The sequence below is a fragment of the Paractinoplanes ovalisporus genome (assembly GCF_016834655.1).
GTDB lineage: Bacteria > Actinomycetota > Actinomycetes > Mycobacteriales > Micromonosporaceae > Actinoplanes > Actinoplanes ovalisporus.
Genome location: NZ_JAENHP010000012.1, coordinates 124,900 through 147,419 on the forward strand (window position 1 = coordinate 124,900; position 22,520 = coordinate 147,419).

Annotated in this window: 22 protein-coding genes; 17 read left to right on the forward strand and 5 right to left on the reverse strand. The window is 71.8% G+C overall.

Annotated features, from left to right (window positions below; genetic code table 11):
• Nucleotides 1–101: 101 nt before the first annotated feature.
• Genes JIG36_RS30420 through JIG36_RS30435 form a run of 4 tightly spaced genes read left to right on the forward strand, consistent with a single transcriptional unit; the run spans nt 102 to nt 1,722 of the window.
• Entirely contained in the window at nt 102–428 is a 327-nt protein-coding gene (locus JIG36_RS30420; protein WP_236048486.1) for a hypothetical protein, read from the forward strand.
• Between the two features lie 28 nt (nt 429–456).
• Entirely contained in the window at nt 457–960 is a 504-nt protein-coding gene (locus JIG36_RS30425; protein ID WP_203379821.1) for a pyridoxamine 5'-phosphate oxidase family protein, read from the forward strand.
• A gap of 22 nt (nt 961–982) precedes the next feature.
• On the forward strand, nt 983–1,129 hold the full coding sequence (locus JIG36_RS30430; protein WP_203379822.1) for a hypothetical protein: 147 nt from the start codon (nt 983–985) through the stop codon (nt 1,127–1,129).
• Nucleotides 1,126–1,722 carry a dihydrofolate reductase family protein gene (locus JIG36_RS30435; RefSeq protein WP_203379823.1) on the forward strand — a complete coding sequence of 199 codons (597 nt, stop codon included), beginning with the start codon at nt 1,126–1,128 and terminating at the stop codon, nt 1,720–1,722. Before JIG36_RS30430 ends, JIG36_RS30435 begins: the two co-directional genes overlap by 4 nt.
• On the opposite strand, the gene JIG36_RS30440 is transcribed toward JIG36_RS30435, so the two are convergent.
• Nucleotides 1,700–2,875, reverse strand: coding sequence for a Rieske 2Fe-2S domain-containing protein (locus JIG36_RS30440; protein WP_203379824.1), 1,176 nt, complete (start codon nt 2,873–2,875; stop codon nt 1,700–1,702). The genes JIG36_RS30435 and JIG36_RS30440 overlap by 23 nt on opposite strands.
• Before the next feature lie 43 nt (nt 2,876–2,918).
• Here JIG36_RS30440 and JIG36_RS30445 point away from each other — a divergent pair, with 43 nt between their 5' ends.
• Entirely contained in the window at nt 2,919–3,749 is an 831-nt protein-coding gene (locus JIG36_RS30445) for a DUF1028 domain-containing protein (RefSeq protein ID WP_203379825.1), read from the forward strand.
• A 178-nt stretch (nt 3,750–3,927) separates the two neighbouring features.
• On the opposite strand, the gene JIG36_RS30450 is transcribed toward JIG36_RS30445, so the two are convergent.
• The gene (locus JIG36_RS30450; RefSeq protein ID WP_203379826.1) at nt 3,928–4,683 is read right to left on the reverse strand and encodes a helix-turn-helix transcriptional regulator; all 756 of its coding nucleotides are present in this window, start codon (nt 4,681–4,683) and stop codon (nt 3,928–3,930) included.
• 69 nt (nt 4,684–4,752) lie between these two features.
• Between JIG36_RS30450 and JIG36_RS30455 the strand changes: the two genes are divergently transcribed.
• Nucleotides 4,753–5,805 (forward strand): zinc-binding dehydrogenase, encoded by a 1,053-nt coding sequence (locus JIG36_RS30455; protein ID WP_203379827.1) that lies wholly within the window; start codon nt 4,753–4,755, stop codon nt 5,803–5,805.
• A gap of 3 nt (nt 5,806–5,808) precedes the next feature.
• On the opposite strand, the gene JIG36_RS30460 is transcribed toward JIG36_RS30455, so the two are convergent.
• Nucleotides 5,809–7,260: a polysaccharide biosynthesis protein gene (locus tag JIG36_RS30460; protein WP_307872969.1), complete on the reverse strand. Its 1,452-nt coding sequence runs from the start codon at nt 7,258–7,260 to the stop codon at nt 5,809–5,811.
• Nucleotides 7,261–7,489: 229 nt separating this feature from the next.
• Nucleotides 7,490–8,803: a hypothetical protein gene (locus JIG36_RS30465; protein ID WP_203379828.1), complete on the reverse strand. Its 1,314-nt coding sequence runs from the start codon at nt 8,801–8,803 to the stop codon at nt 7,490–7,492.
• Nucleotides 8,804–9,016: 213 nt separating this feature from the next.
• On the opposite strand from JIG36_RS30465, the gene JIG36_RS30470 reads away from it, so the two are divergent.
• Nucleotides 9,017–9,241, forward strand: coding sequence for a hypothetical protein (locus JIG36_RS30470; RefSeq protein ID WP_203379829.1), 225 nt, complete (start codon nt 9,017–9,019; stop codon nt 9,239–9,241).
• A 5-nt stretch (nt 9,242–9,246) separates the two neighbouring features.
• Here the strand turns inward: JIG36_RS30470 and JIG36_RS30475 are convergent, their stop codons facing one another.
• Nucleotides 9,247–9,825 carry a TetR/AcrR family transcriptional regulator gene (locus JIG36_RS30475; RefSeq protein ID WP_203379830.1) on the reverse strand — a complete coding sequence of 193 codons (579 nt, stop codon included), beginning with the start codon at nt 9,823–9,825 and terminating at the stop codon, nt 9,247–9,249.
• A 71-nt stretch (nt 9,826–9,896) separates the two neighbouring features.
• On the opposite strand from JIG36_RS30475, the gene JIG36_RS30480 reads away from it, so the two are divergent.
• The 10 genes from JIG36_RS30480 (at nt 9,897) to JIG36_RS54280 (ending at nt 22,459) form a co-directional block, all read left to right on the forward strand.
• Nucleotides 9,897–11,312: an MDR family MFS transporter gene (locus JIG36_RS30480; RefSeq protein ID WP_203379831.1), complete on the forward strand. Its 1,416-nt coding sequence runs from the start codon at nt 9,897–9,899 to the stop codon at nt 11,310–11,312.
• The gene (locus tag JIG36_RS30485; protein WP_203379832.1) at nt 11,309–11,974 is read left to right on the forward strand and encodes a hypothetical protein; all 666 of its coding nucleotides are present in this window, start codon (nt 11,309–11,311) and stop codon (nt 11,972–11,974) included. The genes JIG36_RS30480 and JIG36_RS30485 overlap by 4 nt, the downstream gene beginning before the upstream one ends.
• A 172-nt stretch (nt 11,975–12,146) precedes the next feature.
• Nucleotides 12,147–13,694, forward strand: a complete 1,548-nt coding sequence (locus JIG36_RS30490) for a long-chain-fatty-acid--CoA ligase (protein WP_203379833.1) — start codon at nt 12,147–12,149, stop codon at nt 13,692–13,694.
• Nucleotides 13,695–13,796: 102 nt separating this feature from the next.
• Entirely contained in the window at nt 13,797–15,134 is a 1,338-nt protein-coding gene (locus JIG36_RS30495; protein ID WP_236048487.1) for a GlnX family signal transduction membrane protein, read from the forward strand.
• The gene (locus JIG36_RS30500) at nt 15,134–16,096 is read left to right on the forward strand and encodes a glutamate ABC transporter substrate-binding protein (protein WP_203379834.1); all 963 of its coding nucleotides are present in this window, start codon (nt 15,134–15,136) and stop codon (nt 16,094–16,096) included. The genes JIG36_RS30495 and JIG36_RS30500 overlap by 1 nt, the downstream gene beginning before the upstream one ends.
• Nucleotides 16,093–17,271 carry a hypothetical protein gene (locus tag JIG36_RS30505; RefSeq protein WP_203379835.1) on the forward strand — a complete coding sequence of 393 codons (1,179 nt, stop codon included), beginning with the start codon at nt 16,093–16,095 and terminating at the stop codon, nt 17,269–17,271. The genes JIG36_RS30500 and JIG36_RS30505 overlap by 4 nt, the downstream gene beginning before the upstream one ends.
• The gene (locus JIG36_RS30510) at nt 17,268–19,463 is read left to right on the forward strand and encodes a serine/threonine-protein kinase (protein WP_203379836.1); all 2,196 of its coding nucleotides are present in this window, start codon (nt 17,268–17,270) and stop codon (nt 19,461–19,463) included. Before JIG36_RS30505 ends, JIG36_RS30510 begins: the two co-directional genes overlap by 4 nt.
• A gap of 121 nt (nt 19,464–19,584) precedes the next feature.
• Nucleotides 19,585–20,547, forward strand: coding sequence for a protein phosphatase 2C domain-containing protein (locus JIG36_RS30515; protein WP_203379837.1), 963 nt, complete (start codon nt 19,585–19,587; stop codon nt 20,545–20,547).
• Nucleotides 20,544–21,809: a vWA domain-containing protein gene (locus tag JIG36_RS30520; protein ID WP_203379838.1), complete on the forward strand. Its 1,266-nt coding sequence runs from the start codon at nt 20,544–20,546 to the stop codon at nt 21,807–21,809. The genes JIG36_RS30515 and JIG36_RS30520 overlap by 4 nt, the downstream gene beginning before the upstream one ends.
• Nucleotides 21,806–22,459: a double zinc ribbon and FHA domain-containing protein gene (locus tag JIG36_RS54280; RefSeq protein WP_203379839.1), complete on the forward strand. Its 654-nt coding sequence runs from the start codon at nt 21,806–21,808 to the stop codon at nt 22,457–22,459. The genes JIG36_RS30520 and JIG36_RS54280 overlap by 4 nt, the downstream gene beginning before the upstream one ends.
• The last annotated feature ends 61 nt before the right edge of the window (nt 22,460–22,520 follow it).

Sequence of the window (22,520 nt, forward strand, 5' to 3'; positions counted from 1 at the left end):
GCAGAAGGTGACGGAGAGGTTTAGGTGGATCAGGCTCGGATATCGAGCACCATCAGATAACGACGCAGCAGGGTGAAGGGATCGACCCGGTGGTCAACGCAGTGATTTACGTTCGCCCGGAGAACTACAGCGCGAGCGCTGCCCGGTGTCTGGACTACTGCTCCGCCCGCCGCTACAACGTCGTCGGACTGATACCGGGCGACTGGGAAGCGGCGATGCGCATGCTCGACCTGGGCTCGGCCTCGGTCGTGGTGGTCTCGTCGGCCGAGCAGATCGAGCCCCGGCCCGGCGTCGAGATCGCGCCCAAGCCGTCGTCGCGTCGTCGTGCCGGCGCCCGCGGAGCCGCCAACTCGGCCCGCAACCGCTGGTCGGAGTCGACGCCGCAGCCCAAGACGGAACCCGCGGCGGCCCGCCACTACCGCTACTGAGAAGCAAAGAGCGAATAAAGTCGCAGGGATGAGCGAACCAGTCGGTGAACTTGATCCCGGATTCAGCTCCCCCGGCGCCTCGGCCCGCCCGTGGTCCGATGTGGAAGCGAAACTGACCGAAGCCCAGATCTTCTGGCTTTCGACCGTACGGGTCGACGGCCGCCCCCATGTGACACCCCTGCCCGCCGTCTGGACGGCGGGCAGTCTGCATTTCTGCACCGGCCCCGGCGAGCAGAAGGCGAAGAACCTCGAGGCGAACCCGCTGGTGGCGCTGACCACCGGCACCGACCAGCAGAACGCGGGTCTCGACGTGGTGGTCGAGGGCCGCGCCGTGCGGGTGACCGACCCAGCCCGACTGGCCGAGCTGGCGCGCCTCTGGAAGGAGCGCCTCGACTGGGACTACACGGTTTCCGGAGACATGTTCATGCCCGACGACGAGCACCATGCGTACGTCTTCGGGGTCGCCCCGGCCAAGGTGCTCGCGTTCGGCAAGGGCGAGCCGTTCACCCAGACGCGCTTCCGGTTTCCGTAGGACGTTCTCCGGGGAGATTCCGATGACAGTGCTGGACATACACCGTGACAGCGCCCGTACGCGCATGACCGTGACCTCGCACCTCACCACCCTCGACGATCTGCGGACGATGGCCGGGATGCGCCTGGCCACCGGGCAGATCGACAACCTTCTGAAGGAGCCGGCATGAGAGACGTCGTGGTCGTCAACTCGGTCAGCCTCGACGGCGTCATGCAGGCGCCCGGCACGCCCACTGAGGATCAGACAGGCGGTTTCCCGTACGGGGGTTGGCTCGCGCCCCTGTTCGACGACGAGGTCGGCGAGTTCCTGTCCGAGACCATGTCCAAGCCGTTCGACCTGCTGCTCGGGCGCGGCACGTACGACATCCTCGCCGCCTACTGGCCGACCGCGCCCGAGGAGGCCGGCGCCAAGCCGCTCAACGACGCCACCAAATACGTCGCCTCGCGCGGCACCCCCGTCCTGCCGTGGCAACACTCGGTGCTGCTCAACGGCGACGTCCCGGCCCAGGTGGCCGCGCTCAAACAGCAGGACGGTCCCGAACTGCAGATCCACGGCAGCCCCGAGCTGATCGACACCCTGCGGCGGGCGGGCCTGATCGACCGGTTCCGCCTGGTCATCGCGCCGATCGTCCTGGGCTCGGGCAAACGCCTGTTCACCACCGCGGGCGCCCTGCGCGTCGTGGACAGCCGCACCACCTCCGGCGGCGTCACGCTGGCCACCTACGAGCCGGGCGGCGACGTCAGGACGGGCACGATGGCGTAGCCGTCCGGAAATCGCCCAGAATCCGGCGCAGGTGCACGCCGAGCAGGTCGGCCCGCACGTGCAGCTCGTCGCGCGGTCGCAGCGGCAGCCCGGTCAGCCGCATGCGGCGCTGCAGGGCGAGGTCTTCGGCCAGCACCCGCTCCTCGAACTCGACCTCGGCCCGCACCACCTCGGGGGCCGGGTCGGGGACGCCGCCGATGCCGTGCAGCAGCATCTTCGTATAGACGCGGGTGCTGGTCAGCGACTCCGGCTGGGCGAAGAACAGGATCGTCTTGGTCGCACCCGCGTCCAGTTCCTCCAGACGCAGCATCAGCTGGAACGGCGCGCGATAGACGTACGTGGCCCGGCGCCTCTGCCGCACGGGACGCCGACCGGCCGCCACGCCCGGGTCGCCGGGGTTGTCGAACCACTGCTCCTGCACGCTGCGGCAGCCCCAATCCTCGGTGGTCACCTCGTAGCGGTCGACCAGTCTGGCCTCGGCCGCCCCGAAAGTGCCGGCGTGCACGAACGGGAAGTGGGCGACGTCGAGGAAGTTGTCCGCGACCACGCCCGCCGAGGCCGGTGTGCGCACCGGCGGGAGCCAGGCGCCGACGAAGGCGTCGTCCTCGTCGGGATCGGGGAACAGCCCGGTCAGCGGCTCGGCCGGCGCGAGCCACAGCAGACCCCAGCGTTCGGTCGTACGTTCCCGCGCGACCTCGAACTCCCGCCCGGCCAGCATGACCGTGGGCGGGACCTGCCCGGCGATCCCGACCGGGTGCCAGGCGTGCCGCAGCGACGGGTCCTCGTTGGTGAACAGCCCGGACGGGTCGGGGGCAGGCAGGTCTTCCGCCGCGACCGCCACCATCCCGTCGGCCACCCGCACCCGCGGCCCGGGGCCCAGACTCGCCCGCGGTGGTGGCCGGCCTTCCTGTGAGGGCAGCTCGACGCAGGCGCCCGACGCGTCGAACTCCCAGCCGTGGTAGGCGCAGCGCAGCCGTCCGTTGTCGAGGGTCGCAGCCGACAGCGGCACGAGCCGGTGCGGGCACCGGTCGGCGAAGACCACCGGGTCGGCGCCGGGCCCGGGCCGCAGCACGACCAGCGGGACGCCGTCGGCGGTCACGGCCAGCGGGCGGGTTCCGACGTCGGACTCGGCGGCGATCGTCAGCCATCGCATGCTTCCAGTCTGCTCGGGCCCGGTTACGGATAGGGTCACGTCCATGACGTTCTCGATCGTGGCCCGGTCGGCCGACGGCAAGGCGCTCGGCGTGGCCGTGGCCAGCAAGTTCCTCGGCGTCGGGGCTGCCGTGCCGGCCGCGCTGGCCGAGGTCGGGGCGGTGGCGACGCAGTCGTACGCGAACCTCGCCTACCGGCCGCAGGCCCTCGCGCTGATGGGCACCGGCATGGCGGCCACCGAGACGGTGAGCGCGCTGATCGCGGGCGACGCCGGGCCGGTCGAGCACCGCCAGGTGGGCGTGGTCGGGGTCGAGGGCCCGGGCGCCACCTTCACCGGAAGCCAGTGCCACGGCTGGGCCGGCGGCGTGTCCGGCGACGGCTACGCGATCCAGGGCAACATGCTGGCCGGGGCGCAGGTTGTGGACGACATGGAGAAGGCCTGGCTGGCCGGCGAGGAGCAGTCGCGGCTGGCCTACCGGCTGCTGGGCGCGCTGCGGGCGGGTGACCGGGCCGGCGGTGACCGGCGTGGGCGGCAGAGCGCGGCGCTCTACGTGGTGGCGAAGGCGCTCGGCTACGGCGGCACCAGCGACGTCTGGGTCGACCTGCGCGTCGACGACCATCCCGACCCGGTGGCCGAGCTCGGGCGGCTGCTCGAGATGCACAGCCTCTACTTCGAGTTCCCCGACCCGGCGACTCTGCTGCCGCTGTCCGGCGATCTGGCCGACGAGGTCACGGCGCTGCTCGGCAAGGCGGGCCACACCGGGCCCGACCTCGACGAGTCGCTGGCCTCGTGGGCGGGCGTCGAGAACCTCGAGATGCGGATCGTCGCCGGGAAGATCGACCCGCTGGTGCTGGCCCAGCTGCGGGCGGCCTGACCCGCTTCCCGCCGGTCGGTCACGGCCGCCCTCTCAACCGGTCACGGCAGCCTTCCGGCCGGCCAGGGTGAGGCGGATGGCGGAGACGAGGAAGAACACGCCACCGGCCAGGGCGTAGCCGGCCGGACGGTTCAGCGGGGACTCTGCTTCGTAGCTGGACCCCAGCTGCGAAAAGACCCTAGGGCAGGTGGTAGACGACGAGGGTCTGCTCCGGACGCTCGGCGACCTGGAACGCGGCGTGCGAAGCGGTGATCACGCCCAACCGGGGATGACGGAAACGCTTGCGACCGGCCTGGCTGAACCCGATGTCATGTCGCGCCCACCATTCGCGCGCCTCGGGGCTGGACCCGGTCAGCTCGGCCACCAACCGGGACACTCGCGGGTGGCCGGGATGCCGGTCGGCGATCGCGCGCAACCGGGCCAGCAGGTGGCGGGCCTCCGGCGCCCAGTCGACCAGGATCTCGCGGGCCGCGGGTTCGGCGAACATCCAGCGCACGACGTTGCCACCCGCCGTCAGGCCGCCGAACAGCTCCACGGCGGCGTCGTTGACCGCCAGCAGGTCGTAGCAGATGCCGGTGACGTACGCCGGGTGGTCGCCGAGCAGCGCCGGGACGCCGGCCACCTCGGGCGCCACCTGCTCGGGAAGATCCTGTCCGGGTGCCGCTCCCCCGCCGGCGAGGCGGCGCAGATGCTCCTGTTCGGCGCCGGTCAGCCGGAGCGCCCGGGCCAGCGCGTCGAGCACCTGGCCCGACGGCCGCACGTCACGGCCCTGTTCGAGATAGGTCAGCCAGGTGGCGCTGATGCCGGCCAGCAGGGCCAGTTCCTCGCGGCGCAACCCGGGCGTGCGGCGGCGACCGGTGACCGGCAAGCCGGCGTCGGCCGGAGTTACCCGCTCGCGGCGGCTGCGCAGGAACGCGCCCAGCTCGGTGCCCACCGTGGAACCCCCAGTACCAGAACAAAGCGGCTCTGGATACCACGATAACGGGGCGTGAAGCTGGGTTTCATGCGAGCTTGGACTCTGACCTCACCCGACGACCACGTACGCCTCTCCGACGTGCCCACGCCGGCTCTCCGAGGCGGTGGTGTGCTCGTCGAGGTGCTGGCCGCGCACGTTCCGGCGTACACAAAAATGGTTGTCGAAGGGAATCGCGGCGGCCTGCCTGTGCCGCTCACCCTGGGCCCCTCGTGCATCGCCCGGGTGATCGACGTGGCGCCCGACGTCTTCCACGTCGCGCCGGGCGACATCGTGGTCGACTCGGCGCTGCTCGACGCGGGTGGCGGCGACGCGATCCTGGTCGGCTGGGTCGGACTGGGCGGATCCGGCGCGGGCAGCGGACGGACGCGACGGATGCGCGACGTGTGGCGCGACGGCGTCTTCGCCGAGCAGGCCCTCTGCGCCAAGGAGACGATGGTCCGGCTGCCCGGCGCCGAGAACCATCCGGATCTCGCCCGGCTGTCGTTCCTGCCGTGGCTCTGTGTCGCCGCCAAAGGTCTGCACGCGGCCGGGCCGATCGCCGGGCGCGACGTCGCGGTGGTCGGCGCCACCGGTCAGATGGGCGGCGCGGCGGTGCTGCTGGCCCTGGCCGAGGGGGCGGCGACGGTGACCGCGGCCGGCCGCAACAGAGAGGCGCTGGACCGGCTGGCCGAGCTCGGACCCCGCGTACGCACCTGCCAACTGACCGGCGACCGCGCGACCGACGCGGCCGGGATCGGACCGGTCGACGTCGTCCTCGACACGCTCGGGGCCACGCCGACGGCGGACGCGACGATGGCCGCCTACGACAGTCTGCGGGTGGAGGGCACCCTCGTGCTGGTCGGCGGCGTGCGGCAGGACCTCACGATCCCGTACGGGGATCTGATGCACCGCAAGCTCACGCTGCGCGGCTCGTGGATGAGCGACGACGCGACCGTGACCTCGGTGTGGAACCTCGTCCGGTCCGGGGCGCTCGACCTCTCGGCGATCGGGCTGCGGACCGTCGGCCTGGATGACCCGGCGGCCGCCCTCGACCTGGCCGCGAACACGACCGGCCTGAACTTCGTGGCCCTCGTCCCCTGACGGTCAGGCGGCGGGGCGGCTCTCCCACGGCGCGCACAGTTCGGCGAGGCGGCCCGTGAGCCCCTCGGGGGTGTCGTCGGCGGCCAGGAGACGTACGGAAGCCGGGTCGGAATGCGGCACCGGCACATGCGAGATCATCGGGTGGTGCGGCCGGTGGTCGATCTCGCCCGCCCCGAACAGCACGTCGCCCAGCTTCTCGCCCGGACGCAGACCGGTGAAGACGATGTCGAGGGGCCGGCCGTCGAGCGCGATCATCTGACGGGCCAGCTCGGCGATGAGGACGGGCTCGCCGGCCTGCAGCACCAGCGCCTCGCCGGGTGAGCCGATCGCGGCGGCGTGCAGCATCAGGCGTACCGCCTCGCGGGTGGTCATGAGATAGCGCGTGACGTCGGGGTCGGTGACCGTGACCGGCCCGCCGTCGGCGATCTGGGCGGCGAACGCGGTCAGCACCGAACCACGGCTGCCGAGCACGTTGCCGAAGCGCACGCTGAGCCCGCCGAAGGCGGCCGTGAGCCGTTCGGTGATCCGTTTGGTGTAGCCGAGGACGCTCACCGGGTCGGCGGCCTTGTCGGCCGAGACGTTGACGAACCGCTCGACGTTGCCGGCCGCCTCCAGAACGTTCAGCGTGCCGAACACGTTGGTCTTCACGGCCTCGCCCGGGTGGCGCTCGAGCAGCGGCTGGTGTTTGAGGGCGGCCGCGTGGAAGACAACGTCCGGTTCCCGCGTACGGAATATCTCGCGTATCCGCCCCGCGTCGCGCACATCGGCCAGCAGCACCGACGGGTCGTGCAGCTGTGCCTGCGGATCGACGCTGAGCTGAACCGCCTGCAGGGTGGCCTCGTCGTGGTCGAGCATCATCAGCTCGGCCGGGTCGAACCGGTGGATCTGCCGGCACAACTCGGAGCCGATCTCACCGCCGGCCCCGGTGACCAGCACCCGCCGCCCGGTCAGATACCCCGCCACGGCCCGTGGGTCGGTGGAGATGCGGTGCCGCCCGAGCAGATCGGTGACCTGCACGTCCCGGACGTCGCCGGCGCCCAGCTCGTCGGTCTCGCCCGCCTCCGGAACGACGAGGAGCCGAGCCCCCGCGGCCACGGTCCGTTCCCGCAGCTCCCGGATCAGCCCCGCCTCGGCGTTGCCGACCGCGAAGATGACCACCCGCGCCCCGGTGTCGGCCACGACCCGGTCGAGGTCGGCCCGGGCACCCACGACCGGGATGCCGGCCAGCCGTTCCCGCCGCTTGGCCGGGTCGTCGTCGAGGATGCCGACCGGTTCGAACGGGCTGTCAGGGTCGAAGACCATGCTGTGCAGCAGCGAACTGGCGGCGCTGCCGGCCCCGAACACCAGAGCGGGCGTACGTCCCGGCCCACTCCCCCGGCGCCGCATCCACCGCTCGTAGCCCACGGCCAGCGTGAAGAGCACGCTCTCGCCCCGGGTGTCCCTCTGCTGCCGCACTCTTTCAGGGTAATTCCGGCCATACCGCCCGCGCTCAGGAACGCCTGTCCATGAGGTTCTTCAGCACGAACCCCGCCACCGCGCCGACCGCCGCCCCCACTGCCGCGCCGACCACCGCTCCCGGCGGACCCGCGACTGCGCCTCCGATCGCAGCCCCCACCGCGGCCGCCGATCCCGTTGACGCACCCGCCGGGCCTGTCTGGAGCCGGATCGGATCATCCATGGACTGTCACCTCGGCGGGAACGGGGAGCCGGTGCGGAGAAACGGCATTCTGGAGAGAGCGGTGCAGGAATCGGCATCCCGGACCGGAAGGATACAACAGACCGGATCGTGTGGCGTATTCGAGAAATGGTCGCAATCGCCACGGCAGAAAGCCCCGGAAAGCGAGTAAATAATCAGCCCGGCGCCGGGGCCGCGGGCGTAGATAAAGGCACAACCGGCCACGACGGCGGCCCCGACCGCATACAGGCACGTCGCCGGCAGGCGGCGCCGCGCCACCCGCCAGGAGAGACGATGCTGTTCCTTCGGAGCGAACGCCGGCGAGCGGACGAACGCGACGGCGGCCGCCGCGCAGAGCACGGCCCACGCCGCGAGGACCGTCACCGATGGCCGCCAGCCCGGCACGCGCAGAAGGCTCAGCGCGCCGGTGCCGGTCAGGACCGTGGCGATCCAGAGCATCGCTCCCGCCACCACGTGCGCAGCCCGGCGCGCGGCTCCGGGCGGGAGCCAGCCGGGCTGGACCTCGTGGGGATACAGCACCGCATCCCCCCGGTCACTCAGCATGCGGGCGAGGAAAGTCAGATACCGCCGGGAGTCTTCCGCGTCGTATTCGTCTCCGGTCGCCGACAGCGTCCGCTCGAGGCCGGCCCGCAGCATGACCTGTTCGTCCGCACCGGCCGGGCCCGGACCACCGGCCAGCGTCACCGACGCCTCGACCGCGCCACCGGCACGGAACACCGAGGTCATGACGGGCCACCACAGCGGCCGGGAGAGCAGATGCCGCAGCTCGGGCCGGTCCCGCACCGCCTCCGGCAGGCCCGGGCAGGCCGGCGCGGACTCGGCCAGCAGAGCATCGATCTGGCGCGGCGTCATAGGCATCAGACGGACCTCGGTGTCCACATTCACCAGAAGCGGCCGCAGACCCGCATAAGTCTCGCCGCGGCAGGCGAAGGTCAGCGCCTGTGCCACCCCGCTCGCACTGCGGACGAACGTGCGGTGCGCGTCGATCGCGGCGAGGGCAGCCGGGGTCATGGTGCCCGCCTTCCGGCCGTTCTTCGACCAGGGCTGGTCGATCAGACGCAGCGAGTTCGCCGACACCGCCGCCAGCGGCGCCCGTTCGCCGACCACCCACTCGCGCCGGGTGAGGTCTCGCAACCGGCCACGCAGCCGCGGCCAGTCGGCCGTGTCCGCATCCGCTTCGGGCAACCGGCGCCGGGTGGCCCATTCGACCGCGCCCCCGAGCAGCGCGCCGAAGGCCGTGCCGACCGCCATCGTGTCGCCGACCGGCAGGTTGCGGATATCGGCCAGCCCGAAGGCGACCACCGCACCGATCACGCCGCCGACGCCGAGGGCGGCGCTCACCTTGGCCAGCCATTTGTCGAGACCCTGACGAGAAAGATCTTCCGGCCGCATCCGCGTCACCTTTTCCGACCCGATCAGGGAATTCAGAATTGACCGGAGAGATCAATTCGACCACCGGCCCTACTATTGCCTCACCAGTGTCCATCGTCCTGTCGAATTCGCGAGGAGACGCTCATGTCCGGCGCACCCGCACCCCGTTTCGGAGGAAGCACGAGCGCGATGGCGAGCGCGGGCGCGGTGGCCGGCGGCGCGGCCGGGATGGCGGCCGGTCCGGTCGGCGCGGTGGTCGGCGCGGCCGTGGGAGCGGCCGGCGGCGCCGTAGTCGGTTTTGTCGCCGACAACGCCCACGTGGTGCTCGTGCACGCCGCGCGGAATCTGCCGAAACTGTTCAAGAAATAGCGACGTCAACGCAAGAGCAACGGCAACCAGACGTCGTCGATGATTTCGGTTATGGCCTGTTCGCTGACCGGGCGCATCGTCATCAGCATCTCGTTGCGCAACAGGTCGAACGGCAGGTTGACGACACGGCGTGAGCGCGGCTCGTCGGGCAGGTCGCCGCGGGCCACCGCCCGGGCGACGATGACCTCGAAACCGAGCGGACCGGGGCGGCGCAGGCGGTCGCGCAACTCCTCGAAGTTGGTGCCGGTCTCCCGGAAGTACTCCATGAGCTGGGCGCTGATCACGGTCATCAGGCCGGTGCGGCCCTTGTCGGCGTTGCGCAGGAAACCGATCGCGTCGGCGCGCAGGTCGCCGGTGTCGGGCACCTCGATCGGCTGGGAGCCCCAGAACTTGTGCAGCACGGCCATGAGCAGGTCGGCGCGCTGGGGCCAGCGGCGGTAGAGCACCGGGCGGCTGGTGCCGGCCCGGGCGGCGATCGCCTCGAACGTGAAGCCGTGGTAGCCGTGCTCGATCAGCGTGTCCCAGGCGGCGTCGAGGATCGCGTCCTCCAGCTCGGCGCCGCGACGACGGGAATTAAGACTCACTTGCGTATCTTATAGCAGAAGCCTACCGTGGGCATCGTTAGATACATCTGCGTATCTTAAGGCGGCCCGGCATGGCTATCGAACGACAAACTCTGCGTACGTCCCTCGCGGTGCTCACCGGCGGCGTGGCGGTGATCCTGGACGCGACCATCGTCAGCGTCGCGCTGCACGAACTCGCCACCGACCTCGGCGCCGGCGTCGGCACGATCCAGTGGGTCACCACGGCCTACCTGCTTGCGCTCGGCGTGGTCATCCCGACCGTCGGCTGGCTGCAGGGCCGCCTCGGCGCGAAACGGCTCTGGATGGCGGCGCTCACGCTGTTCCTGCTCGGCTCGGTGCTCTGCGCGTTCGCCTGGGACGCCCCCAGCCTCATCGGGTTCCGCGTCGTCCAGGGCCTCGGCGGCGGCGCGATGATGCCGCTGATGACCACGATGATCGTGCAGGCGGCGAAGGAGAGCGACCGGGCCCGCCTGATGACCGTGGTCGCGCTGCCGACCGCGATCGGCCCCATCCTCGGCCCGGTGATCGGCGGGCTGATCCTGGGCGCCGGCGACTGGCGGTGGCTGTTCCTCGTCAACGTGCCGCTGTGCCTGGCCGGCCTCGCGCTCGCGGCGAAGTGGCTGCCGGCCGACCAGCCGTCCAAGCGCGTCCGGCTCGATCTGGTCGGTCTGCTGCTGATGTCCCCGGCTCTGGTGGCCCTGCTGTGGGGCCTGTCCAACGTCAGCGGCGACGGAGGCTTTTCCCGTACGGACGTGATCGCGCCCTTGATCGGCGGCGCCCTGTTGCTGGCGGCGTTCGTGCTGTGGGCGTTGCGCCGTCGCGGCGACGCGCTGGTCGACCTCGAAGTGCTCCGGTCGCGCCCCACCTGGGCCGCCTCCGCGCTGATGTTCCTCTCGGGCGCTTCCCTGTACGGCGCCATGCTGCTGCTGCCGCTCTATTGGCAGGAGCTTCGGGGCGAGGACGCGCTCGGCGCCGGTCTGCTGCTGATCCCGCAGGGCGTGGGGTCGCTGCTCAGCCGGACGGCCGCCGCCCGCCTCCTGATGCGCATCGGCGCCCGCGGCGTCTCGGTCCTCGGCTTCGTGCTGGTCGGCCTGGCCACGGTCCCGTTCGCGTTCGCCGGCGCCGACACCTCGATCTGGCCGCTTACGGCCGCCCTGTTCCTGCGCGGCCTCGGCCTCGGCATGGTGATCATCCCGCTCATGACGGTCGCGTTCACCGGCCTGGCCCACGCGAAGATCCCGCACGCGAGCATCGTCACCCGCATCGCCCAGCAGGTCGGCGGCTCGGCCGGGGTGGCCCTGCTCGCCGTGATCCTGTCGTCGGCCGCTTCCCGTACGGCCGACCTCGCGCACGCCTTCGACGTCGCGTTCTGGTGGACGGTCGGCTTCACCGGCGTCGCCGTCCTGGTCTCGTTCGTGCTCCCGGGCCGGGCCGCGGAAACGGCTCCGGCCGAACCGGAGAAGGCGGTCGTAAGCTCGGCCCGGTGAGCGAAGTCAAGATCGATGTGCTGGTCGTGCGGTGGTACGAGCGGCGCAACGCCACGATCGTGCGGCGATGGCTGGACGCCGCGCGGGAGCATCTGCCCGAGGCGGTTCCGGTGCGGTTCGGCGACTCCGAGCCGCTCCGGGGCCGGGGTGGCGACGCCGAGGTGCAGGCGGCCTGGGCGAGTGCGGCGCCGCTGCTGTTCCTCACCGGGAAGAAGCCGGTCTTCCACATGTCGATGGCCGGCGGCGGCTCCGGGTGGCCGGTCAAGCACGGCCCGACATCGGTGCAGTCGCTCAACGTCGTGGCCGAGCCCGATGACCCCCGCGTACGGGCGTTCGCGCGGGCGGTGATGGGCGAGGACACGTTCTATGTCTCGGCGTCGGTCGCGGGCGGGATGTCGCTCGACCGCAACACGCTGTGGGGTCCGGCGGAACGGCCCGAGGAGCCGTACCTCGCTCCGATGGGCGACTGGCTGGGGCTGCCGCCCACACCGCCGGCCTGGTGGCTGTTCGGACCGCAGTACGCGCGGGCCGCCGGCGGCGACGGCTGGGTGGACGCGAAATATCAGGCGCGGCTGGACGAGGTCGACCCGGCTCGGCGATATGCCCGGAAGATGCCGCGCGGTCTGCGCCGGTCCGCCTGGCAGCTGATAACGGGTCGCTGAGAGCGGGTCCGCCTGGCGGTCGGCGACGGGTCGCTGTGCGCTGGTCCGCCTGGCGGTTGATAACAGCTCGCTGAGAAGGGGAAACAAAACCGAAACGGAGGTTTTCCCGGGTAAGCCGACCGTGCTGGGATGAGACGGCAGTCACATCACCGCCGCGAAGGGAAACCGCCGCATGCTCAACCTCTCGATCCTGCTCGAGGACAGCGCCCGCAACTACCCCGACCGGGCGGCCGTCGTCCTCGGTGACCGGCGCCTGACCTACGCCCAGGTCGACGCGGCCGCCAACCAGGTGGCGAACCTTCTGGTCGAGCGCGGCATCCAGCCCGGCGACAAGGTGGCGCTCTCCTGCCCCAACCTCCCGTACTTCCCGGTCGTCTACTACGGCATCCTCAAGGCGGGCGCGGTCGTGGTGCCGCTGAACGTGCTGCTCAAGGGCCGCGAGATCGCGTATCACCTGAAGGACTCCGAGGCCAAGGCGTACCTCTGCTTCCAGGGCACCCCCGAGCTGCCGATGGGCGCCGAGGGCTTCGCCGGCTTCCAGCAGACCGACGGCTGCGAGACGTTCTTCCTGATCACCGCCGACCCGGCCGCGCCGTCGCCGATCGAGGGCGCCGAGACGCTGGGCAGCGCGCTCGCGAGCAAGGCGCCGACCTTCGAGGCGGTGCTGCGGCCCGAGACCGACCCGGCCGTCATCCTCTACACCAGCGGCACGACCGGCCAGGCCAAGGGCGCCGAGCTGTCGCACGCGAACCTGCTGTTCAACGCGCTCACCTGCAACCGGCTGTTCCAGAGCGCCCCGGCCACCGACACCCACCTGCTCGTGCTGCCGCTGTTCCACTCCTTCGGCTCGACGGTCAACATGAACGCGGGCTTCGCCACCGCCGCCACCCTGGTGCTGCTCCCCCGCTTCGACGCGGCGGCCGCCGTGCAGCTGCTGCAGAGCGAAAATGTCACCTTCTTCGCGGGCGTGCCGACCATGTGGTGGGGTCTGCTCAACGCGCTCGGCGAGGGCGTCGACGTCGAGCGCATCGCGGCCAACATGCGGGTGGCCGTCTCCGGCGGCTCCAGCCTGCCGGTCGAGATCATCAAGGCGGTCCAGGAGCGCTTCGGGGTGACCATCCTCGAGGGGTACGGCCTGTCCGAGACCTCGCCGGTGGCCACGTTCAGCAAGCCCGGGGCCGACCCGCGGCCGGGCTCGATCGGCGTGCCCATCTGGGGTGTCGAGGTGAAGCTGATCGACGCCGAGTGGAACACGGTCGAGGGCAGCGACGAGATCGGCGAGATCGCGATCCGCGGTCACAACATCATGCGCGGCTACTACAACCGGCCCGATGCCACGGCCGAGGTCATGCGGGACGGCTGGTTCCGCAGCGGCGACCTGGGCCGGCGCGACAAGGACGGCTACTACTACATCGTCGACCGGGCCAAAGACATGATCATCCGCGGGGGCTTCAACGTCTATCCACGCGAGATCGAAGAGGTCCTGATGACCCACGAGGCCGTCTCGCTGGCCGCCGTCATCGGCGTGCCGCACCCGAGCCACGGCGAGGAGGTCAAGGCGTTCGTGATCCTCAAGCCGGGCGCCACCGCCACCGGTGACGAGCTCGTCGAATGGAGCAAGGAGCAGATGGCCGCGTACAAATATCCGCGTGTCGTCGCGATCGTCGAGTCGCTGCCGATGACCGCGACCGGCAAGCTGCTCAAACGCGAACTGAGCTGATCATCGGCGCGAATGCCGCAAAGCCAACGCCCGGCGGCCCCGGCTGCCGGGCGTTTGCATCGATAGCGCACAGTGAAGGCCGCACAACTGCGGGGAGGAAGCTTGAGCACTGCCCTGGCGGCCCGGCCGGCACCACCACCAGTCCAGCAGCCACCGCGGCGCCCCGGTGTGCTGCGCCGCATCGGCGGCCTGCGCCACACCTCGCCCGGGCGCCTGCAGCTGCTCATCGCCGTGCTGGTCGCCCTGGGCCTGCTCAGCGGCCTGGTCGCGGGCGTGGCCGGCGCGTCGGCCCGGGCCGGCACCGACGACCTCGGTGACCGCGCCCAGCCGCTGCTGATCGAGGCCGAGGCGATCTATTCGGCGCTGGCCGACGCCGACACCACGGCCGCCCAGGCGTTCCTCGCGGGCGGGCTCGAACCGGCCGCGCTGACCCGCCGCTACGACGCCGACCTGGAACGGGCCACCACGGCGCTCACCTCGGCGGCCCGCCGCACCGAGGAGAACGGCCGCGCCGCCGACGCCGTGCGCGCGCTCTCGGCCGGGGTCGCCACCTATGCCGAACTGGTGGCCACCGCCCGCGCCAACAACCGGCAGGGCAAGCCGGTCGGCGCGTCCTACCTGTCGGAAGCCTCACGCCTCAACCGCGAGACGCTGCAGCCGCAGGCCCGGGCCCTGTTCGACAGCGCGCAGGCCGAGGTCGACGACGGCTACGGCCGGGCGGGCGCGGCCGGCTGGATGGCGCTGCTGCTGTTCTCGCTGCTGGGGCTGCTGATCGCGCTCGCCCTGACCCAGCGCTACCTGAGCCGCCGCACCCACCGCACGTTCAACGTTCCGCTGCTGCTCGCCACCGCGCTGACGCTGGTGTTCACGATCGGCGCGATCTCCATCATGGTCAGCCAGCAGACCCGCCTCGACCGGGCGGCCAACCAGGGCTCGGGCCCGCTGGCCTCGATCGCCGAGAGCCGCATCCTGGCGCTCACGGCGCGCGGCGACGAGGCGCTCACCCTCGCCGCCCGGGCCGGTTCCGGGCCCTACGAGGAAGACTTCGACAAGGTCGTCGCGCGGCTGACGCAGGAACGCGGGCCGATGGTGAACTCCTACGACCAGCTCGACTGGCAGCTGGGCCAGCAGATGAACCGGGCCTCGCAGCAGTTCAAGGCCTACGTGGCGGCCCACAAACAGGTGCGCACGCTCGACAACAGCGGCCAGTACGACCGGGCCGTCGACCTCGCGATCGGCACCGCGACCACCAACCAGTTCGAGTCGGCGCGTCAATTCCTCGACCAGGCCCTGGAGAATCGCAAGGCCTTCTTCACCGACGAGATCGACGCCGCCGGCAACGGGCTGGGCCTGCTCACCGTGCTCGGGCCGCTGCTGGCCCTGGCCGTCTGCGTGCTCGCCTTCGCGGGCCTCCGCGCGCGACTGGAGGAATACCGCTGATGCGCATCCGGGCTCTCCTCGCCGTCACCGCGCTCGCCGCCACCACGGCCCTGGCCGGGTGCTCGGGCGACACCGGCGGGCTGACCACCGACACCACCCAGGCCGGCGACACCTCGGTCACCGAGGCCCCTCAGGCCGAACGGGCGCCCGCGCCGGCCTGCAACCCGCGGGCCAGCCTGCGTCCGGCCGCCACGCTGCCGACACCCGGTGACATGCCGGCCGGCAGCTACATGGAAGAGATCCAGAAGCGCGGTCGGCTGGTGCTCGGCACGAGCCAGGACACGTTGCTGTTCAGCTCGCGCAACCCCTTCACCGGTCAGATCGAGGGCTTCGACGTCGACATGGGCCGCCAGATCGCCGAGGCCATCTTCGGCGACGCGGACAAAATTCAGATCAAAGTCATCGCGTACGACAAGCGGGTCAGTTCCGCCGCCGACGGAAGTGTGGATATCGTCGCGGACACCATGACGGCGAACTGCGATCGCTGGCGAGACGTGAACTTCTCCAGCATCTATTACGAAGCCGGGCAGAAGGTGCTCGTCTCGAAGGACTCGAAGGCGAAGAGCATCGAAGACCTCGGCGGCAAGAAGGTGTGCTCGGCCGCCGGGTCGACTTCGTTCGAGAACATCGGCAAGGTGCGGAGCAAGCCCGTCGCGGTGGCCAAGCCGGCGTTCGGCGACTGTCTGGTGGCGTTCCAGCGCAACGAGGTCGACGGCATCTCGACCGACGACACGATCCTGGCCGGCATGGCCGCGCAGGACCCGTACGCCAAGGTGATCGGCGACAAGTTCACCGAGGAGCCGTACGCGATGGCGATGTCGAACAAGCATCCCGAGTTCGCCCGGTTCGTCAACGCCGTGCTCGAGCGCAACCGCGCCGACGGCACCTGGAAGAGCACGTACGAGCGGTGGCTGGGCGACTTCGGCGCGGCCCCCGCCCCGCCCAAGGCCCAGTACAAGTGACCGCACAGGCCGAGGCCGAACTGCTGCGGCTCGAGACCGCGGTGACGGCGATGTCGGCCAACCTGGTCGACCTCGACGACAACCCGGCCCGCAAGGAGCTCGACCGCTCCCAGCTGACCGGGGCCACGGCCGCCGCCTGGACCGACGCGACCAACGCGCTGACCGAGCTGTGGGACGGCTACCGGCTGCTCACCGGGGTGATCGCGCGTGGCCAGGAGCTACGCGATCTCAAGCGACCCAGCGACGCCGAGCGTGCCCAGTTCCGCCACGAGGTGCTGGGCGCGTCGATCACGCTGTCGGTCAAGGTCGTGCCGCTGGCCCAGCGCGGGCTGCTCGGCCCCGGCCAGGTGCACACCACCTGCACGCCGGGTCAGTTGCTGTCGGCCATGGAAGCCGCGTTCGCCACCGCGGTCGGGGTCGCCACCCGGGCCGGCGAGGCGTGGGACCGGCTGCTCCCGGCGGCGGCCGAGGCCGCGAGCGCGCTCGAGACCGTGCGCCGCCTGACCCGCGAGACCGGCGGCAGCACGGCCACGATCGACGAGGCCGACCGGCGGCTCGGCCAGTTCACCGCGACCCTGGCCGGCGATCCCCTCGGGGTGCAGGAGCGCGACCTGGCCGCCGTACGCACCCTGATCCAGCGCGCCGACGCCGAGCGCACCTCGGCCGGGGAGTTGCGCGAGGCCCTGACCCAGCGGCTGGCCGACGCCCACCGCCTGGCCGCCGAGGTCACCGCGGCCGCCGACGAGGCCCGCGCCGCCGCCGAGAAGGCCGCCGACCGGTTCCCGGCCCACGAGATCGTCCCGGTGCCGCCCGGCGACCCGCGACCCGACCTGGCCGCGATCGACGCGCTGGCCGCGGCCGGGCACTGGCCGCTGATCAGCGCCCGGCTCTCGGACTGGACCCGGTCGACCCGGGTGCGGCTCACCCAGCTGCGCGAGGGCGCCGCCCACAACGGTGGGCTGCTGGCCGCCCGCAACGAGCTGCGCGGGCGCCTCGACGCCTACCAGGCCAAGGCCCTGCGACGCGGCCTGGCCGAAAATGCCGAACTGTCACCCCTGGCCGCGGCCGCGCGGGAAGCGCTCTACGTCGCCCCGTGCGACCTGGGCGTCGCCCGCCGGGCCGTCAGCGCCTACCAGGATGCGCTCACCGCCACGATCGCGAGGAACGGCCGATGAAGTGCGAACGTAACTGCCCGGGGACGATCGAGGACGGCTACTGCGACACCTGCGGCCTGGCGCCGCGGGCGGGGGCCCGGCCCTCGGCGCCCATTCCGGCTCCCCGCGAGGCGACCGGCCCGTCGGTACGGACGGCGGCGCTGTCCACCCGTACGTCGGGGTCGGCCCGCACCGGCAGCTCGCGCACCGGATCGTCGCGCCGGCGCTTCGGCGGCGGCCTGGTCGACATCGCGCCGATCACGCAGGCCGACCCGGCGACCGCCGTGATGGCCCGGGCCGAGGTGCCCGAGTCGAAGCGGTACTGCGCGAAGTGCGGCAACGCGGTCGGCCGGACCCGGGGCGACCGTGAGGGACGGACGTCCGGCTTCTGCCCGTCCTGCGGCGAGCCGTTCAACTTCACCCCCAAGCTGGTCAAGGGCGACCTGATCGGCGGGCAATATGAGGTGGTGGGCGCGCTTGCGCACGGCGGCCTGGGCTGGATCTATCTGGCCGTCGACAAGAACGTCTCGGACCGCTGGGTGGTGCTCAAGGGTCTGCTCAACTCGGGCGACGAGGACGCGCTGGCGGCGGCCGTGGCCGAGCGGCGGTTCCTGGCCGAGGTCGAACACCCGAACATCGTCAAGATCTACAACTTCGTCGAGCACGAAGGCGCCGGCTACATCGTCATGGAGTACGTCGGCGGGGAGTCGCTCAAGGGCATCCTCAAGGAGCGCCGCGCGGCCGCCGGTGACAAGCCCGACCCGCTGCCGGTCGACCAGGCCCTGGCCTACCTGCTCGAGATCATGCCCGCGTTCGGCTACCTGCACGACCGCGGCCTGATCTACTGCGACTTCAAGCCGGACAACATGATCCAGGCCGGCGACCAGATGAAGCTGATCGACCTCGGCGGCGTGGTGCACATCGACGACCACGACGCGGCGCTCTACGGCACGGTCGGCTACCAGGCCCCCGAGATGGCCACGCTGGGCCCGTCGATCGCCTCCGATCTCTACACCATCGGCCGTACGCTGGCCGTCCTCACCACCGATTTCCGGGGCTACCAGAGCACGTTCGTCGACAGCCTGCCCGATCGCGGCGAGTTCGAGGTCTACCGGCGGTTCGACTCGTTCTACCGGCTGATCGAGCGGGCCACCCGCACCGCGCCGGGCGACCGGTTCGTCGACGCGGCCGAGATGGCCGACCAGATGCTGGGCGTGCTGCGCCAGGTCCTCGCGGCCGGCGGCGTCGCCCACCCGGCCCCGTCCACGCTGTTCACCGGCGAGCTGCGCACCGACCTGCGCTCCGAGGAACCGCGCTGGCAGGACCTGCCGACCCCGCTGATCGACCTGACCGACCCGGCCGCCGCCTTCCTGGCCTCGGTGACGGTGACCGACCCGTCCGAGGTGCTGACGCTGCTCACCTCGTCGCCGGTCGACAGCATCGAGGTGCGGCTGCGCGCGCTGCGGGCCCGCATCGACATGGCCGCCCGCACCAGCGACTTCGGCGAGGCCCGGCAGGCGTGCGACCGGCTGATCGCGACCGACGGCTCGGACTGGCGGGTGGCCTGGTACGACGGCCTGCTGTGTCTGGCCCAGGGCGACTACGCGGCGGCCCGGCTGCGCTTCGACGCCGTCTATTCGGCCCTGCCGGGTGAACTGGCGCCGCAGCTCGCGCTCGGTCTCACCCTGGAGCTGGCCCAGGACACCACCGTGGCGACCGGCTACTACGACGTGGTGAGCCGCACCGACCCGTCCTACACGGCGGCCGCGGCCGGTCTGGCCCGCTGCCGACTGAGGGCGGGCGACCGCAGTGGGGCCGTCGAGGCGTACAACCGGGTGCCCGGAACCTCCTCGGCCTATCGCAGCTCGCAGGTCGGGGCGGTGCGGGCGCTCGTGCAGGGGCACCCGTCGGCCGCCCCCGACGTCGACTCGCTGTCGGCCGCGGCGGCCCTGATCGAACGGCTCGAGGTGGAGGCCGCGCAGCTGGCGGCTTTGCGGGCCGAGCTGCTGGAACAGGCGCTGCGCAACATCACGGGCGGCACCCTGCTGCCGGCCACGGTGCTCGGGCCGGCCCGCAGCGGCACGATCAAGGAACGCGACATCCGGTTCGCGCTCGAGGAGGCGTACCGGGAAATGGCCCGTGCGGTCCACGGCCCCGAGAAGATCCGCCTGGTCGACCTGGCCAACGCGGCCCGGCCCCGGACCCGGACATGACCGCCCTTTCCCCCACCGCGCGGGGTTGGGGACCTGGGACATGACCGGCCCCGTCCCCCACCGCGCGGCCGTGGGGGCTCATAATGACGACCCCCGGATCCGGTAGGAACAGCGAGGCACGATGACCATGACCGACTGCGCCTCGTGCGCCGACGAGCGTGCCGCGGGAGCGGCCTTCTGCGAGGTCTGCGGCAGGTCCCTCGCCCCGGAACCGGCGTGCCCACACTGCGGGACCCCGGGCGGTGTCGGCACGGACGGATACTGCGAGAACTGCGGCATGCTGGCCGGGCGGGAACGCGACCACCTCGAGACCGACTGCGGCGAGGTGGCGGCCGCGGTGACCGACCGCGGGCTGCGGCACCATCGCAACGAGGACGCGATGTGGCTGGCCACCCGCGGCCGCGACGTCGACGTGGTGATCAGCGACGGCGTGTCCTCGTCGTTCGACCCCGACGTGGCCTCGCTGACCGCGGTCTCGTCGTCGGGCGAGGCGCTGGGTGAGGGGGTCGACCTGGCCACGGCGATCGGCGCCGCTCAGGTCTCGGTGGCCAAGCTGGCAGCCGAGGGCGACCCGCGCCGGCAGGCCTCCAACCCGGCCTGCACGATCGTCGCGGCCACCGTGCGCGGCGACTCGGTGACCGTCGGATGGATCGGCGACAGCCGGGCCTACTGGGTGCCCGAGGAGGGCGTCGCCGAGCAGCTCACCGAGGACGACTCGTGGGCGACCCACGTGATCTCGCTGGGCGCCGACCCGGAGCAGGCGATGCGCGACCCCAAGGCCCACGCCATCACGGCCTGGCTGGGCGCCGACGCGGGCTCGATCGCCCCGCGTACGGCGGAATTTGTCGTCGGAGACCCCGGCCATCTCGTGCTGTGCAGCGACGGCCTGTGGAACTACCTGACCGACGCGGCCGCCTTCGCCGCCGCCGTGCGCGAGGGGTTGCGCGAGCAGGGCACGCTGATCTCCGCGGCCCGGTGGCTCGCCGACTACGCGAACACCGCCGGGGGCGCGGACAACATCACCGTGGCTCTGGTGCCCATCACGCCACTTGGGATCACGCCGCTTGGGGGAGAACAGGAATGACGTACACCGCCGAGGCCTTCCAGAACGAATACCTCGCGCTGGGCGCGACCGAGGTCAACGCGATCGTCACGGTCACCTCGTCGGGCAACACGACGGGCGCGCGCACCGGCGGCGCCACCGAGGTCATCATCGTCGACGCGTCCGGGTCGATGCAGGCCGAGGGCCGCATCACCGCCGCCCGGCAGGCCGCCAAGGCCGCTGTGGCCTGCATCGACGACGGCGTGCACTTCGCGCTGATCGCCGGCGTCGGCACCGCCCAGCAGCTGTTCCCCGCACCCGGCCAGCTGGCCGTGGCCTCGGCCCAGACCCGGGCCGAGGCGACCTGGGCGATCGACCGGCTGCACGCCAGCGGTGGCACCGCGATGGGCGCGTGGCTGCTGCTCGCGGCCCAGCTGTTCGCGCAGCGGCCGGGCGACATCGCGCACGCCATCATGCTCACCGACGGCGACAACGGCGAGCGGGTGGGCTATCTGGAGAGCGTGCTCGCCTCGATCGGCGGCAAGTTCACCGTCGACTGCCGGGGTGTCGGCACGAACTGGAAGGTCTCCGAGCTCCGCAAGATCGCCGACGCGATGCTGGGCACGGTCGACATCGTGGCCCGGCCGGCCGACCTCACCGCCGCCTTCGAGCAGATGATGACGGCCGCGATGGGCAAGACGGCGGCCGACGTGCAGCTCAAGGTGTGGACGCCGGTGAACGCCACGGTCCGCTTCGTCAAGCAGGTGGAACCGCAGGTGGCCGACCTGACCGGCAAACGGGTGGCCGACGGCGCGCGGGCCGGGCGCTATCCGCTGGGCGCGTGGGGTGCCGAGAGCCGCGACTACCACATCTGCGTCGACGTGCCGCCGGGCGCGTCCGGAGACGAGATGCTGGCGGCCCGGGTGTCGATCGTCGAGGGCGACACGGTGCACGCCCAGTCCCTCGTGAGGGCGGTGTGGACCGACGACGCGGCGCTGTCGACCCGGATCAACCGGCAGGTCGCGCACTACACCGGACAGGCCGAGCTGGCCGAGACGATCCAGGCCGGCATCGAGGCCCGCAAGGCCGGTGACGACCACACGGCGACGATGAAGTTCGGGCGGGCGGCCCAGCTGGCCCACGAGAGCGGCAACAAGGCGACGTCCGAGCTGCTGGCCACGGTGGTCGACATCGAGGACGCGGCGACCGGCACGGTCCGGCTGCGGCGCAAGGTGGCGGCGGCCGACGAGATGGCGCTGGACACGCGCTCGACGAAGACCGTGCGGGTGGGACGCGGCCAGTGACCACGTACGCCTGCCCCAAGGGGCACGCCTCCGAGGAGAGCGACTTCTGCGACACGTGCGGCGCCAAGATCGACGGCGCCGCCGCGGCTCCTTCTCCCCCGCCGCCGGTCTCCGCGCCGGCGGCGGTTGTCGCCACCGAGCCCTGCCCCAATTGCGGCACGCCCCGGGCCGGGTCGAGCCGCTTCTGTGAGGACTGCGGCTACGACCACAGCACCGGGCGCATCCCCACACTGGTGCCGGCCGCGCCCGCGGCGGCCCCGGCTGCGGGCTGGACGGTGACGATCGCCCCCGACCGCTCGTACTTCGAGGACAACGCGATCGACGGCATCGAGTTCCCCGAGAACGGGCCCAGCCGCACGGTCCCGTTGCCGCCGCCGCAGGTGCGGATCGGCCGCCGCAGCACGTCGAAGGGGACGCACCCCGAGATCGACCTGTCCGACGACGACCCGGGCGTGTCGCATTCGCACGCGCTGCTGACGCTGAGCGTCGACGGGGTGTGGCTGGTGTCGGACGTGGGCTCGACCAACGGCACGTACATCAACGACGACCAGCAGCCGTTGACCGCGGGTCAGTCCCGCGCGCTGGCCGACGGTGACCGCGTGCACGTCGGCGCCTGGACGACGCTCACGCTGAAGGCCCCGACCGCCTGACGTTCCCATGTTTCCGGGGCGCTGCCGTTTGCCGGCGGCGCCCCGCTTGTTTCGGCTGTCG